Origin of the sequence: Oceaniglobus indicus, assembly GCF_002751875.1 — a bacterium.
GTDB classification, from domain to species: domain Bacteria; phylum Pseudomonadota; class Alphaproteobacteria; order Rhodobacterales; family Rhodobacteraceae; genus Oceaniglobus; species Oceaniglobus indicus.
The window spans coordinates 69,395-82,789 of sequence record NZ_NMZM01000005.1 but is presented as its reverse complement, the minus strand read 5'-3'; the positions used below and the strand labels follow the sequence as shown (position 1 = coordinate 82,789).

The following is a 13,395-nucleotide window of genomic DNA, read 5'->3' as shown; positions in this document are numbered from 1 at the left end:
CATCTAGCGGCGACAATTGCGCACAAAGGTGGAAACGGCATGGCGGAGAAAAAAGAGGGTATCATGGAGACCGTGAAAACGGTGGTCTATGCCCTTGTCATTGCAGGTATTTTCCGCACAATCTTCTTTCAGCCGTTCTGGATCCCGTCGGGATCAATGAAGGACACCCTGCTGGTTGGCGATTTCCTGTTCGTCAACAAGATGGCCTATGGCTATTCCGAACTTTCCTGCCCGTTTTCGATGTGCAAGTTCATCGACGGCCGCTGGTTCGGAAGCGAACCCGAACGTGGCGATGTCGTGGTCTTCCGCCATCCCGTCCAGGGCACCGATTTCATCAAGCGCCTGATCGGCCTGCCGGGCGATCAGGTCCAGGTCAAGCAGGGTGTTGTCTATATCAACGGCGAAGAGGCGCCGCAGGAACCGGCGGGCCAATTCATTGAAACCTATGAAAAACAGGGCCCGGTCGGCAATCTGCCCCGCTGCAAGGAAAACGTCGGCATCGGCGCGGATTGCGTCAAGGATCGGTATCGCGAAACCCTGCCCGGTGGCGTGACGCACGATGTTCTGAACATCGAAGACCGCACCGGCCTGCCCGATGACACGCCGGTCTTCACCGTTCCCGTGGGCCAGTATTTCTTCATGGGCGACAACCGCGACAATTCGACCGACAGCCGCTTTTCCCAGAACTCGGGCGGGGTCGGGTTCGTGCCGTTCGAAAACCTCATCGGTCGGGCCGATCGCGTGATCTTCTCGTCCGCCGGCAAATCGATGCTGTTCTTCTGGACATGGCGCGGCGATCGTTTCTTTGAAAAGATCGAATGAAGCTGTCGGCCGATCTCTCTGCCTTCTCGCGCCGTCTGGGGCATGATTTCGCCACCCCCGACCATCTTGTGCGCGCGCTGACCCATGCGTCGATTTCGTCGTCGTCGCGGCCCGACAACCAGCGCCTGGAGTTTCTCGGCGACCGGGTGCTGGGCCTTGTCATCGCCGAAGCCTTGCTGGAGGCCGACCCGGCCGCGTCCGAAGGAAAATTGGCGCCACGGTTCAATGCCTTGGTGCGCAAGGAAACCTGCGCCGAAATGGCCCGCGCCATGGATCTGGGGGCGGTCCTGAAACTGGGCCGGTCCGAAATGCTGTCGGGCGGGCGGCGCAAAGAGGCGCTGTTGGGCGACGCGATGGAATCCGTGATCGCCGCCGTTTACCTCGATGGTGGCCTCGGCGCCGCGCGCGACGTGATCCTGCGCCATTGGCAGGACCGGATCGCCACGGTCGACGCGGATTCGCGCGACCCGAAAACCGCGCTTCAGGAATGGGCGCAGGCGCGCAAGCAGCCGCCGCCGAAATACACCGAAACCGCCCGCAGCGGCCCCGACCACGCGCCGGTGTTCACCATCGACGTGCGCCTGGTGTCGGGCGAGGTGGCGCAGGCCAAGGCCACCAGCAAACGCGCCGCCGAACAGGCCGCCGCCCTTGCCCTTTTGACCCGACTGGAACAACAGCCATGACTGAAACGCGCGCCGGATTCGTCGCCCTGATCGGCGAACCGAACGCCGGAAAATCGACGCTTCTCAACCGGATGGTGGGGGCCAAGGTGTCGATCGTCACCCACAAGGTGCAGACCACCCGTGCCCGGATCCGCGGCATTGCCATGGAAGGGCAGGCGCAGATCGTGTTTGTCGACACCCCCGGCTTGTTTCGCCCGCGCCGCCGACTGGACCGCGCCATGGTGGCCGCCGCCTGGGGTGGCGCGTCGGACGCCGATGTGGTGGTCATGATGATCGAGGCGCATCGTGGCATCACCGAGGGGGTCGAGGCCATTCTGGACAACCTCAAGGAACACGTCGGCGACCGGCCGGTCGTGCTGGCCATCAACAAGATCGACCGCGTCGAGGCGCCGGTGCTTCTGGCGTTGACGAAGGAGATGAACGACCGCTTCGCCTTTAGCGAAACCTTCATGATTTCGGCGGAAAAGGGTCATGGGGTGGATGCCCTGCGCAAATGGCTGGCGACGGCGATCCCCGAAGGGCCGTGGCTGTATCCCGAAGACCAGATCGCCGATCTGCCCCTTCGGATGATCGCGGCCGAGATGACGCGCGAGAAACTGACGCTGCGCCTGCATCAGGAGCTGCCCTATGAATTGACAGTGGAAACCGAAAGCTGGGAGGAGAAGAAGGACGGATCGGCCCGGATCGAACAGTTCATCTATGTCCAGCGGGATGGTCACAAGGGCATCATCCTCGGCAAGAAGGGCGAAACGATCAAGACCGTGTCGCAACTGGCGCGCGCCGAACTGGAAGAATTCCTGGGCCGCAAGGTGCACCTGTTCCTGCAGGTCAAGGTGCGTCCCGGCTGGCTGGACGAGGCGGCGCGCTATACCGAGATCGGGCTGGACTTCAAGGACGGGAATTGACGCGGCTAGTCCTTTCTGCGGACCTGTAGACGCCCCTCTATCGTTAGTCTCATGCGTTACTAGCTTTTTACCGGCAGGTCGTCCCAGTCTCGGTCAGCATGATGATCGGCGCATTTTTGGCATAGCGCTCTCATTGGATAGCCGCGCTCTACGACGATTATTCCGGACAAAAACCGGTATCCACACAGCTGACATACGCGCTCATCTTGTGGTATCAGCGGCTTCTTCGCGATGGACTTCCGATTCCAGTAGGGCATGCTGACCAACTTTTGATTGTTTTCTCGTGGGCTTTTACAATTCTGACTATCTTCAGCAGAATGCTCAAGGCGATCTTGAGGCCTGCATTCGATGGTAGGTGAAGCTGCGATGACGAAACTCACGGCAGATTTCTGGGTATCCGCCTATCTGCGGCGGCTTGCGCTGAACGCTATTCCGGCGTTCGTCGTGGCGCACGGCGATGACACCGGCGGCGCGGTCCTGATCAAGCTGAACACGCTGGATGGTCACGCAAAGGTGTTTCAGCGCTCGTTCGACCTGATGTCCGGCGAGCGGCAGTGGATCGTCCTGACCGAAGGGCCGGAACCCGACACCGACGCCGCCATCGCGCGACAGCGCGGGTTCGATCCCGATCTGTGGGTAATCGAAGTCGAAGACCGGCAGGGGCGGCACCTGCTGGACGAAGACGGGCTGGCATAGGCCATGGAGTGGCGCGATCAGGGTGTCGTCCTGACCGTGCGCCGCCACGGCGAAACCTCGGCCATCGTCGAGGTGTTCACACCGACCCGCGGCCGCCATGCGGGCATCGTGCGCGGCGGCGCAGGCCGTCGCCTGGCGCCGGTGCTGCAACCCGGCGCGCAGCTTGACCTGACGTGGCGGGCGCGGCTGGAAGACCACTTGGGCACCTTCACGGTCGAACCGGTGCAAAGCCGTGCGGCGGTGCTGGAGGATCGGCTGGCCCTGGCCGGACTCAACGCCACTCTGGGCCTGCTGGCCTTCCTGTTGCCCGAACGCGAGGCGCATCCGGTGCTTTATGCCCGGTCCCTCGCGCTGCTGGACATGCTGGGGCCGAACGATGACTGGCCACTGGCTTATCTGCGCTGGGAGCAGGCGCTGCTGGATGACATGGGGTTCGGGCTGGACCTGACGTCATGCGCGGTCACCGGCACGCGCGACGATCTGGCCTATGTGTCGCCACGCACGGGCCGCGCGGTCAGCCGGGACGGCGCTGGTGAATGGGCCGACCGCCTGCTGCCGCTGCCGCTGGCGATGCTGGGGCAGGGGACGGCATCCGCGCGCGAACTTCTGGACGGGCTGACCACGACGGGGCATTTCCTGTCCAACCATCTGGCGCCCGACCTGGGCGACCGTCCGCTGCCGGCCTCACGCGCCCGCCTGATCGCCCTGTTCGAGCGGCATTTCTAGGCGTCATTCCGCCCGGAACACCATCTCGCGACCTGCATCGTTGGAAAAGATCACGACACGGCCCACCGCTTCGATCCGACCCATCTGGCGCAGGGCATCGAAGAACGCGTCTTCGGACGGCTGGTCCGGGCAGGTGGCCTTGGTCGACAGGATGCCGGTGATTTCGACCCACGGATAGGGCGCGGTCTGTCGGGCCGACCAGCGGTTGCAGGGCGCCTGGCCCAACACCTTGCCCTCGCCGGGAAAGGCGATGGTGGCGCGGGCCGGAAACGCGGTGCCGTCGAGCGTGCTCAGCGCGAACGTCAGGTCGGGATCGACCTGGCCGGACACGGTTTCATCGCCGCCGCAAGCCGCCAGAAGAAGGGGGATCAGAAGATATCTCATGCCGTGTTCCATGCCGAAAGGCCGCCCGCGATGCAAGGGCTGGCGTTCGGCGGCGTGGCGTGGTTCGGTGTGCGCGCAACAACCGGAAGGGACGGAAAATGGCGAAGACTGTGCATGTGATGGCGGTGCTGACGGCGAAACCGGGCCAGCGGCAGGCCCTGATCGAGGCGTTCCGCCAGATCGTGCTCGATGTTCTGGCCGAAGACGGCTGCATCACGTATGTCCCCAGCATCGATGCCGCGGACGCCGGTGAAAAACAGGCGCCGCTGGGCGAGAACACCGTCGTCGTGGTTGAAGAATGGGAGAGCCTTGCGCATCTCGATGCCCACGGCAAGACCGCGCACATGCAGGCCTTCGGCGGCGTCGCCGGCCCGTTGATCGCAGACCGCAAGATCCACATCCTGTCGGGTGTCTGAATGTCGGCGAAACGCCCCCGGGACTGTACGACCATGGCCGAACTGCGGGTCGGGATCGACGCACTGGACCGCGCGCTGATCGACCTTCTGGTGGCGCGGGCCGATCACATCGACCGCGCGATCGAGCTGAAGCCGGCCGAAGGCCTGCCCGCCCGCATCGACGACCGCGTGGCCGAGGTGATCGGCAACGTCCGCACCCTGGCCGAGGCACGCGGGCTTGATCCCGCGCTGGCCGAAACCCTGTGGCGCGAGATCATCGAATGGTCGATCCGCCGCGAGGCGGCGCACCTGGGCGGCTGACCGGTCAGCCCAGCAGGCGCCGCGCGATGACCTGCGCCTGGATTTCGGCGGCCCCTTCAAAGATGTTCAGGATCCGCGCGTCGCACAGGATGCGCGAGATGGCGTACTCCAGTGCGAAACCGTTGCCGCCATGGATTTGCAGCCCGTTGTCGGCGGCGGCCCAGGCGACGCGGGCAGCCAACAGCTTGGCCATTCCCGCCTCAAGATCGCACCGCTTGCCGTGATCCTTTTGCCAGGCGCTGAAATAGGTCAGCTGCCGCGCCACCATGATTTCGACCGCCATCATGGCCAGCTTGCCCGACACCCGCGGGAATTCGATCAGAGGCCTGCCGAACTGCTTGCGGTCCTCGGCGTATTTCATCGACACATCCAGCGCGGATTGCGCCACGCCGATGGCGCGGGCGGCGGTCTGGATGCGGGCGGATTCGAAGGTTTCCATCAACTGCTTGAAGCCACGGCCTTCTTCACCGCCCAACAGGTTCTCGCCCTTGACGACAAAGCCGTCGAACGCGATCTCGTATTCCTTCATGCCGCGATAGCCCAAGACTTCGATCTCGCCACCTGACATGCCCTCGGTGGGGAAGGGGGCGTCATCGGTGCCGGGCGTCTTTTCGGCCAGGAACATCGACAGGCCCCGGTAATCCGTGGTGGCGGCATCGGTGCGGGCCAGCAGGGTCATCACCTGCGTGCGGGCGGCGTGGGTGATCCAGGTCTTGTTGCCGGTCACGCGGTAATCGTCGCCATCCCTGACCGCGCGTGTGCGCAGCGCCCCCAGATCCGACCCGGTGTTGGGTTCGGTGAAGACGGCGGTGGGCAGGATTTCTCCGCTGGCCAGACCGGGAAGCCAATGCGCCTTCTGGGCGTCGGTGCCGCCGCACAGGATCAGTTCGGCGGCGATTTCCGATCGGGTGGCCAGCGACCCGACCCCGATATAGCCGCGCGACAACTCCTCGCTGACCACGACCATCGCTGCCTTCGACATGCCCAGCCCGCCGAAGTCCTCGGGGATGGTCAGCCCGAACACTCCCATTTCGGCCAACTCGCCGATCACCTCCATCGGGATCAACTCGTCGCGCATGTGCCAGCCGTGGGCGTGCGGTTCGATCCGGTCGGCCGAAAAGCGGCGGAACTGTTCGCGGATCATGTCCAGTTCGTCGTCCAGGCCCGTATGGCCCACGGTGATGTTGCCGGACCCGTCGCGCATCAGCGCGACCAGGCGGCTGCGCGCTGCCTGCGTGTTGCCATGCTGGGTCAGGGTCATCACCTCGGGCACCATCAGCGCGCGCTGGTCATCCTGCGACAGGCCCACATCCTGCGGACGCAGCATTTCGCCCTGGGACATCGGCAAACCGCCGTAGAGCTGCCAGAGGTATTCGCCAAAAGCGATCTGATGGATCAGCTGTTCCGTCTCGCCGAACCGGTCCTCGGCGCTCAGTTTCTCGGCCCATTCCTGCATCCGGCCCAGGGCTTCGGCATAGGTCGCGATCCAGGCCAGACCATGGGCCGCGGTCTGGTGCGTCTCGATCAGGGCGCCCGAGGTCCGGCCACCCTCGGTAACCCTGGGGCGCAGCACATCCGTCGCCTGCTGTGCCAGATCGGCCGCGGCGGCCTCAGCGGCACGGGTCAACGTCAGCAGATCGTCGAGAACGATACCGGTCGTCAGGGCAGGTTGCTGTCCGTCATGGGCCATCGGGAAATCCTTGTTGTGCAGCTGCAGCATGGCAGGGGCATTCGTCGGTGTCACGCAAGAAAATTACATTCTGTCGGGCCTTATTGGTTCAATATGATTTCGGCCCGTGCCGCTGGCGTGGCGCGGCGATCCCGCTATAACGCCTCTACCATCGAAGAGGGACGGGATGTTCGACGCGTTCACAACACCGACCATGGTTCTGATTTTCGCGGTCGGGTTGCTGGCAGGATTCGTCAAGGGCACCGTGGGCTTCGCGATGCCGATGATCATGATCTCGCTGTTCAGTTCGCTGATGCCACCGTCCACCGCCCTGGCGGCGCTGATCGTGCCGACGCTTTGCGCAAACCTGTGGCAGGCATTGCGCGGTGGCACGGGGGCCGCCGTTGCATCCGCACGGCTCCGTTGGCGATTCGTGGCCACGGTGATGGTCTGCATCCTTTTCAGCGCGCAACTGGTGACCATTCTACCGGCGCGCGCGCTCTATCTGATCCTTGGCATTCCCGTCATCGTGTTCTGTCTTGTCCAACTGGCCGGTTGGCAATTGCATATCGCCCCGGGCGCACGGCGCCGCACCGAACTCGGGCTGGGCGCATTCGCGGGCCTGATCGGTGGCGTATCGGGCGTCTGGGGGCCGCCAACCGTGATGTATCTGACCGCGCTGGATACGCCGAAGAGCGAACACATGCGCGTGCAGGGGGTCGTTTATGGCATGGGCGCCGTGATGCTGACGCTGGCCCATCTGAAATCCGGCGTGCTGGACGGCGACACCGCCCCGTTGTCATTCTTGATGCTGATCCCCTGTGGCATCGGGCTGGCACTGGGGGCTGCCATGCAGGATCGTCTTGATCAGGCGCGTTTCAAACGATGGACCCTGATCGTGTTGGTGGTGGTCGGCGCAAACCTGCTGCGGCGCGGCTTCACCGGCTAGGTCGGGTTCACGAGTATTTACAGCAAGAAAAAGCGAAGGTTCGAAAACCCTCGCGGCTTCTCATTGATCGAAATACTCCCGCCGGAGGCCAGCGCCGCAAGGCGCTGACCTGCCCGTGCCGCACGCCTAGCCGATGGCCGCGGCGCGGACGTCTTCGTCTATATGATCGGCGTATTGCGCGAAGTTCTCGGAGAACATCTTGACCAGCTTCGCCGCCTGTCGATCGTAACTTTCTGGATTGTCCCAGGTGCGGCGCGGATCCAGAAGGATATCGGGGACGCCCTCCACCTCGGTCGGCACTTCGAAGCCGAAGTTCTTGTCCTTGCGGAACGGCGCTTTCTCCAGCGAGCCGTCCAGCGCCGCCGACAGCAGCGCACGTGTCGCCTTGATCGGCATCCGCGATCCGGTGCCATAGGCCCCGCCGGTCCAGCCGGTATTGACCAGCCAGCATGTCGCACCGTGTGTCGCGATCTTCTGTTTCAGCAATTCGCCATAGACTTCGGGGCGGCGTGGCATGAAGGGCGCGCCGAAGCAGGTGGAGAACGTCGGCTGCGGTTCGGTCACGCCGCGTTCGGTGCCGGCCACCTTGGCGGTAAAACCCGACAGGAAATGATACATCGCCTGGGCGGGGGTCAGGCGCGCGATGGGGGGCAGCACGCCGAAGGCATCGCAGGTCAGCATGATGATGTTCTTGGGGTGCCCCCCCATGGCGGTGTCCGACGCGTTCGAGATATAGTGCAACGGATAGGCGCAGCGCATGTTTGCGGTCAGGCTGTCGTCCTCGAAGTCCAGCTCCTTGGTTTCGGGGTCGAACACCATGTTTTCGATGATCGTGGCGAACTTCGTCGTCGTGGCGAAGATCTCGGGTTCGGCATCGGCGGACAGGTTGATCGTCTTGGCATAGCAGCCGCCTTCGAAGTTGAAGGTGCCGCGATCGGACCAGCCGTGTTCGTCGTCGCCGATCAGGATCCGCGAGGGATCGGCCGACAGGGTCGTCTTGCCGGTGCCCGACAGTCCGAAGAACACGGCGGTATCCACCGGGTTGCCCGGTGCATGGTTCGCCGAACAATGCATCGGCATGATGTTCTTTTCGGGCAGAAGGTAATTCAGCAGGGTGAACACCGACTTCTTGTTTTCGCCGGCGTATTCCGTGCCGCCGATCAGGATCAGCCTGGCATCGAAGTTCAGCGCGATGACGGTGCCCGAACGACAGCCGTGACGTTCGGGATCGGCGGTGAAGGTGGGGCAGTTGATGACCGTGAAATCCGGGGTGAAGTCGTCAAGCTCGCTGCGTTCGGGACGGCGCAGCAACGTGCGGCAGAACAGGCCGTGCCATGCCAGTTCCGTGATGCAGCGCACGTCCAGCCGATGGGCGGGGTCGGCGCCGCCGAACAGGTCCTGTACGAAATAGTCGCGCCCCTTCATGTGCTCCAGCATGTCCTTGTGCAGGACATCGAACGCCTCGGGCGTCATCGCGGCGTTGTTTTCCCACCAGATGGTGTCTTCGGTCGTGGCCGAGCGCACGACGTGCTTGTCCTTGGGCGAGCGGCCGGTGAACTTGCCCGTCGTGACCAGCAGCGCGCCACCATTGCCCAGCGTGCCTTCGTCGCGCGCCAGTGCGGCGGTGACCAGATCGGGCTCTGACAGATTGTAATAAACCGCGCCGAGCCCCGTGATGCCCTGCGTTTCCAGTGTCTGTTCCGGGTTGACCCGTCCCTGTGTCATCTGCTGCTCCTTCGCCGCCGTCGCGCGATATCCCGATCATGCCATGGGGCCGTCGGGTTGTTGGTAGGGTTCGACGACGATAGCAGACTGAATCCAAAGCGAAACCTTCGGGGCGGCGTCGTTAGCGCAACCAATCCGGGGTTAGCGCAACCAAATTGCCGGAAAACCGGCAGACGCGCCGGTGGATCGCCGAAAGTGAGACAATTTAGTCATTCCTAAGGAAGATGTGGCCAGATTGTGGCACTCCCATGGGGGTGATTCGCAGTTAATTCTTGATTCCTCATCATACGCAACGGAAGATGGCGAAAAACAACAAGAGCAACCGAGCAGCACAAGGAAGACCCATGTCGAGAATCGCATTGGTGGACGACGACAGGAATATCCTGACGTCGGTTTCGATGACTCTTGAGGCCGAAGGGTTCGAGGTCGAGACATACAACGACGGACAGGCGGCGCTTGACGCCTTCAACAAGCGGCTGCCGGACATGGCGGTGTTCGATATCAAGATGCCGCGCATGGACGGAATGGACCTGTTGCAGCGGGTGCGCCAGAAAACGGCGATGCCGGTGATATTCCTGACCTCGAAAGACGACGAGATCGACGAGGTGCTGGGCCTTCGCATGGGCGCCGACGATTACGTCAAGAAGCCGTTCAGCCAGCGCCTGCTGGTCGAACGTATCCGCGCCCTTCTGCGCCGCCAGGAGGTCCTGTCGGGCGAGGAAATGACCGAGAGCGAGACGTCGCAGGTCATGCAGCGGGGCGAATTGTCGATGGATCCGGCCCGCCATGCCGTGGTCTGGAAGGGGATGGACGTGTCCCTGACCGTTACCGAATTCCTGCTGCTTCAGGCATTGGCGCAGCGTCCGGGGTTCGTGAAATCGCGCGATCAGCTGATGGATGTCGCCTATGACGATCAGGTCTATGTCGACGATCGCACCATCGACAGCCATATCAAGCGGTTGCGCAAGAAGATGCGCGGTGTGGACAAGGAATTCTCGGCAATCGAAACCCTTTACGGTATCGGCTACCGCTATAACGAAGAGTAAGTCGTGAGCATGGCGTCAGGCATCGAGGCGGGAAGATCCGGATCCGGGAAACAGCGCGGTGTCGTGCTGGGCGAGGATTGGACCGGTCCCGACGCGTCGGTCGAACAGGAATTGCGCGACCGCCGCGAACGGCGTGGCGTCCTGTTCCTCAACCGTTCGCCATTGGCGCGGAAGATCATCATCTTCAACCTTCTGGCGATCCTCGTTCTGGTGGCGGGGGTTCTGTATCTGAACCCGTTCCGCGACAGCCTGGTGTCACAGCGTGAACGTGCGCTGGTGATCGAGGCGGGCTTGATCGCCGACACCGTTGCGGTCCGCCTGACACCGGGCGGCGATGGCGCGCTGGATGCCGAAACGCTGGCGGCGACGTCAGCACTGGACAGCCTGCGCCTGTCGTCGGCCAATCAGGTCTTCGTCTTTGCCCCCGACGGCACGTTCCTTGCGCAATCCGATGGTGCCGGGCCGACGAAGCTGAACGGGTTGGGCGAGACGGGCGAAACCAGCAACATCATCACCGGGTTGCTGAACACGCTGTGGGACGGCCTTTCATCGGTGCTGGCCGTCGGCGACGATCCCGCCCAATCGATCGCGCCCCAGGACCAGGCGCGCGCCCTGGTCACCCGTGCGGCGGAACGTGGTCTACAGGTCGATACCGCGCTGGATGTGTCCGGCCGCACGATCTTTGCGGTCGCCGCGCCGGTGATGGTGGGCGAAAACCCCGTTGCCGTCGTCGCGCTGACCAGTGCGTCGGGCGAGATCGACCAACTTGTGCGCAACGAACGCGAACAGGTGTTGCAGATGTTCGTCATCGCGATCCTGGTGTCGATCGGCCTGTCCATGGTCCTGGCCTCGACCATCGCCAATCCGCTGTCCGACCTGGCGGCGGCGGCGGAAATCGGCCGCGCCAAGAATTCCCGCACGGTCAAGCCCAGCCGCGTCCGCATTCCCGATCTGACCGCCCGGCCTGACGAAATCGGCCGTCTGTCGGGGGCGCTGCGCGGCATGGTTGCGGCGCTCTATGACCGGATCGACGCCAACGAACAATTCGCCGCCGACGTGGCCCATGAGATCAAGAACCCGCTGGCGTCGCTGCGCTCGGCGGTCGGGTCGCTCAGGTTCGTCAAGAAGGACGAACAGCGTGAACGCCTGCTGGACGTCATCGACCACGACGTGCGGCGGCTGGACCGGCTGGTGTCCGATATCTCGAACGCGTCGCGCCTGGACAGCGAACTGGTCAAGGAAGAGGAAGAGCCGTTCGACCTTTTGAACATGCTGGGCAATCTGACCGAGTACTTGGGCGAAGAAGCCAAGTCGAAAGGCATCGAATTCATCTCGGACCTGCCCGGCGGCTCGATTGTGATCGACGGTCTGGAAAGCCGTCTTGCGCAGGTTTTCGTCAACCTGATCACCAATGCCGTGTCCTTCTGCGAAGATGGCGATGCAATCCGGGTCTGGGCGCGCAAGCGTGAAAACCGGGTGTTGATCGTGGTCGAGGATACCGGACCGGGCATCCCCGAACAGGCGTTGTCGAAGGTGTTCAACCGGTTCTATTCCGAACGTCCCGAAGGCCAGTTCGGCAACAACTCGGGCCTCGGGTTGGCGATTTCCAAGCAGATCGTCGAAGCGCACGGCGGTGTCATCTGGGCCGAGAACATCCGCCCCACGGATGCCGATATCACGTCCGATCCGCTGGGCGCGCGCTTTGTGGTGGGCCTGCCGGTGTGAACGCCGGCGTCATTCGCCATGCCAGCTGCGTTGCGCTGAACGCGCGGGCCCTTCTGATCGTGGGGGCGTCCGGGCGGGGCAAATCGGCACTGGCGCTTGAGCTGATGGCATTCGGGGCGGGATTGGTCGCCGATGACCGCACCCGTCTGTATCGCGATGGCGGCGTCCTCATCGCGGCCGCGCCGCCCACGCTGCCGGCGATGATCGAAGCGCGCGGTCTCGGATTGTTGCTGGCCGATCTGCATCCGCCCTGTGACGTGGCCGCAATCGTGGATCTGGACCGTTCCCCCACCGACCGTCTGCCGCCGCCGGCCCATTGCGACATCCTGGGGTGTGCCATCCCCTTGCTTTCCGGTGGGATCGGGCGGCATCTTGCACCGGCGCTCGTGCAGTTCCTCAAGTGTGGATTGGCCCCTGTTCCATGACCCCGACCAATGACACCACCGACCCCATTCCGCCCGATCACGGCGCGCGCCTGGTGCTGGTCACCGGACCCTCAGGCGCCGGACGCTCGACCGCCATCAACGTGCTCGAGGATCTGGGATACGAGGCGATCGACAACCTGCCGCTGTCGTTGTTGCCGCGTCTGCTGGACGGCACACCTCTGCCCAAACCCATGGCGCTGGGCCTCGACGCGCGCAACCGCGACTTTTCGGCCTTCGCGCTGATCGAAACCATCGACGCGCTGGGCAGCATCCCCGGCCTGAAGGCCGAGGTGCTGTATCTGGATGCTGCGCCCGAGGTGTTGCAGCGGCGGTATTCCGAAACCCGCCGACGCCATCCCATCGCCCCCGCAGAAACGCCCGAACAGGGAATCGCGCGCGAAAACGATCTTCTGACCGGCATCCGCGCGCGCGCCGACATCCTGATCGATACGTCCGAGATGACGCCGCACGACCTGCGGGCCGATCTGGAGCGTTGGTTCGCGGACAAGGGCGGCGTCGGACTGGCCGTGTCGGTGCAATCTTTCAGTTATAAACGCGGGCTGCCGCGGGGGGTCGACATGGTGTTCGACGTGCGGTTCCTGCGCAATCCCTATTGGGTGCCCGAACTTCGGGCGCTCAACGGCACCGATGACACGGTCGCGGCCTATGTCGCCGGCGATTCCCGGTTCGACGATATCATCGGCCGCATGTCTGACCTGTCGCTTGCCTTGCTTCCGGCCTATGCTGCCGAGGGCAAGACGCATCTTGCCATCGCGTTCGGCTGCACCGGCGGCCAACACAGGTCGGTGGCGGTGACGGAACATGTGGCCAGATCCCTTGCGGCGGCGGGATGGCAGGTGTCGACGCGGCACCGCGAAATGGAACGGCGCGCGGCCCTCGCGCCAGTTTTGAGGACGGAGTAGG

General features: G+C 63.7%; 15 protein-coding genes. 12 read left to right on the top strand and 3 right to left on the bottom strand.

The annotated features are described in order from the left end of the window. The first annotated feature begins 63 nt into the window (after positions 1–63). The 5 genes from lepB to recO all read left to right on the top strand — a co-directional run bounded on the left by lepB (position 64) and on the right by recO (position 3,832). A complete protein-coding gene (gene lepB, locus CFP68_RS09290) occupies positions 64–822 on the top strand; it encodes a signal peptidase I (RefSeq protein WP_420915821.1) in 759 nt (252 codons plus the stop codon). After that, complete coding sequence (rnc, locus tag CFP68_RS09285) at positions 819–1,505, top strand: ribonuclease III (protein ID WP_099826648.1); 687 nt, start codon at positions 819–821, stop codon at positions 1,503–1,505. Before lepB ends, rnc begins: the two co-directional genes overlap by 4 nt. Beyond that, the gene (gene era / locus CFP68_RS09280) at positions 1,502–2,410 is read left to right on the top strand and encodes a GTPase Era (protein ID WP_099826647.1); all 909 of its coding nucleotides are present in this window, start codon (positions 1,502–1,504) and stop codon (positions 2,408–2,410) included. Before rnc ends, era begins: the two co-directional genes overlap by 4 nt. A 366-nt stretch (positions 2,411–2,776) precedes the next feature. Then, positions 2,777–3,106 carry a DUF1491 family protein gene (locus CFP68_RS09275; RefSeq protein WP_099826646.1) on the top strand — a complete coding sequence of 110 codons (330 nt, stop codon included), beginning with the start codon at positions 2,777–2,779 and terminating at the stop codon, positions 3,104–3,106. A 3-nt stretch (positions 3,107–3,109) separates the two neighbouring features. Next, entirely contained in the window at positions 3,110–3,832 is a 723-nt protein-coding gene (gene recO, locus CFP68_RS09270) for a DNA repair protein RecO (RefSeq protein ID WP_099826645.1), read from the top strand. 3 nt (positions 3,833–3,835) lie between these two features. Here recO and CFP68_RS09265 read toward each other — a convergent pair whose 3' ends face one another. Further along, entirely contained in the window at positions 3,836–4,216 is a 381-nt protein-coding gene (locus CFP68_RS09265; RefSeq protein WP_099826860.1) for an META domain-containing protein, read from the bottom strand. 98 nt (positions 4,217–4,314) lie between these two features. On the opposite strand from CFP68_RS09265, the gene CFP68_RS09260 reads away from it, so the two are divergent. Beyond that, complete coding sequence (locus CFP68_RS09260; RefSeq protein ID WP_099826644.1) at positions 4,315–4,632, top strand: putative quinol monooxygenase; 318 nt, start codon at positions 4,315–4,317, stop codon at positions 4,630–4,632. Between the two features lie 33 nt (positions 4,633–4,665). Beyond that, on the top strand, positions 4,666–4,932 hold the full coding sequence (locus tag CFP68_RS09255; RefSeq protein ID WP_241524023.1) for a chorismate mutase: 267 nt from the start codon (positions 4,666–4,668) through the stop codon (positions 4,930–4,932). Between the two features lie 4 nt (positions 4,933–4,936). Here the strand turns inward: CFP68_RS09255 and CFP68_RS09250 are convergent, their stop codons facing one another. Beyond that, entirely contained in the window at positions 4,937–6,622 is a 1,686-nt protein-coding gene (locus CFP68_RS09250; RefSeq protein ID WP_099826859.1) for an acyl-CoA dehydrogenase family protein, read from the bottom strand. A 166-nt stretch (positions 6,623–6,788) separates the two neighbouring features. Between CFP68_RS09250 and CFP68_RS09245 the strand changes: the two genes are divergently transcribed. Further along, positions 6,789–7,550, top strand: a complete 762-nt coding sequence (locus tag CFP68_RS09245) for a sulfite exporter TauE/SafE family protein (RefSeq protein WP_099826642.1) — start codon at positions 6,789–6,791, stop codon at positions 7,548–7,550. Positions 7,551–7,676: 126 nt separating this feature from the next. Here CFP68_RS09245 and CFP68_RS09240 read toward each other — a convergent pair whose 3' ends face one another. Next, positions 7,677–9,275: a phosphoenolpyruvate carboxykinase gene (locus CFP68_RS09240; RefSeq protein ID WP_099826641.1), complete on the bottom strand. Its 1,599-nt coding sequence runs from the start codon at positions 9,273–9,275 to the stop codon at positions 7,677–7,679. Positions 9,276–9,619: 344 nt separating this feature from the next. Here CFP68_RS09240 and CFP68_RS09235 point away from each other — a divergent pair, with 344 nt between their 5' ends. Genes CFP68_RS09235 through rapZ form a run of 4 tightly spaced genes read left to right on the top strand, consistent with a single transcriptional unit; the run spans position 9,620 to position 13,394 of the window. Continuing rightward, entirely contained in the window at positions 9,620–10,321 is a 702-nt protein-coding gene (locus tag CFP68_RS09235) for a response regulator transcription factor (protein WP_099826858.1), read from the top strand. 9 nt (positions 10,322–10,330) lie between these two features. Beyond that, positions 10,331–12,046, top strand: coding sequence for a sensor histidine kinase (locus tag CFP68_RS09230; protein ID WP_099826640.1), 1,716 nt, complete (start codon positions 10,331–10,333; stop codon positions 12,044–12,046). Further along, positions 12,043–12,471 (top strand): HPr kinase/phosphorylase, encoded by a 429-nt coding sequence (locus CFP68_RS09225; RefSeq protein WP_099826639.1) that lies wholly within the window; start codon positions 12,043–12,045, stop codon positions 12,469–12,471. Before CFP68_RS09230 ends, CFP68_RS09225 begins: the two co-directional genes overlap by 4 nt. After that, positions 12,468–13,394, top strand: coding sequence for an RNase adapter RapZ (rapZ, locus tag CFP68_RS09220; RefSeq protein ID WP_099826638.1), 927 nt, complete (start codon positions 12,468–12,470; stop codon positions 13,392–13,394). Before CFP68_RS09225 ends, rapZ begins: the two co-directional genes overlap by 4 nt. The last annotated feature ends 1 nt before the right edge of the window (position 13,395 follow it).

Excerpts from the sequence above, each read along its gene's own strand:
- CFP68_RS09255 (WP_241524023.1), top strand. The coding sequence starts at position 4,666 with ATGGCCGAACTGCGGGTCGGGATCGACGCACTGGACCGCGCGCTGATC.
- CFP68_RS09245 (WP_099826642.1), top strand. The coding sequence starts at position 6,789 with ATGTTCGACGCGTTCACAACACCGACCATGGTTCTGATTTTCGCGGTC.
- rnc (WP_099826648.1), top strand. The coding sequence starts at position 819 with ATGAAGCTGTCGGCCGATCTCTCTGCCTTCTCGCGCCGTCTGGGGCAT.
- CFP68_RS09230 (WP_099826640.1), top strand. The coding sequence starts at position 10,331 with ATGGCGTCAGGCATCGAGGCGGGAAGATCCGGATCCGGGAAACAGCGC.
- CFP68_RS09265 (WP_099826860.1), bottom strand. The coding sequence starts at position 4,216 with ATGAGATATCTTCTGATCCCCCTTCTTCTGGCGGCTTGCGGCGGCGAT.
- CFP68_RS09250 (WP_099826859.1), bottom strand. The coding sequence starts at position 6,622 with ATGGCCCATGACGGACAGCAACCTGCCCTGACGACCGGTATCGTTCTC.
- CFP68_RS09240 (WP_099826641.1), bottom strand. The coding sequence starts at position 9,275 with ATGACACAGGGACGGGTCAACCCGGAACAGACACTGGAAACGCAGGGC.
- CFP68_RS09275 (WP_099826646.1), top strand. The coding sequence starts at position 2,777 with ATGACGAAACTCACGGCAGATTTCTGGGTATCCGCCTATCTGCGGCGG.
- CFP68_RS09260 (WP_099826644.1), top strand. The coding sequence starts at position 4,315 with ATGGCGAAGACTGTGCATGTGATGGCGGTGCTGACGGCGAAACCGGGC.
- CFP68_RS09235 (WP_099826858.1), top strand. The coding sequence starts at position 9,620 with ATGTCGAGAATCGCATTGGTGGACGACGACAGGAATATCCTGACGTCG.
- rapZ (WP_099826638.1), top strand. The coding sequence starts at position 12,468 with ATGACCCCGACCAATGACACCACCGACCCCATTCCGCCCGATCACGGC.
- era (WP_099826647.1), top strand. The coding sequence starts at position 1,502 with ATGACTGAAACGCGCGCCGGATTCGTCGCCCTGATCGGCGAACCGAAC.
- lepB (WP_420915821.1), top strand. The coding sequence starts at position 64 with ATGGAGACCGTGAAAACGGTGGTCTATGCCCTTGTCATTGCAGGTATT.
- recO (WP_099826645.1), top strand. The coding sequence starts at position 3,110 with ATGGAGTGGCGCGATCAGGGTGTCGTCCTGACCGTGCGCCGCCACGGC.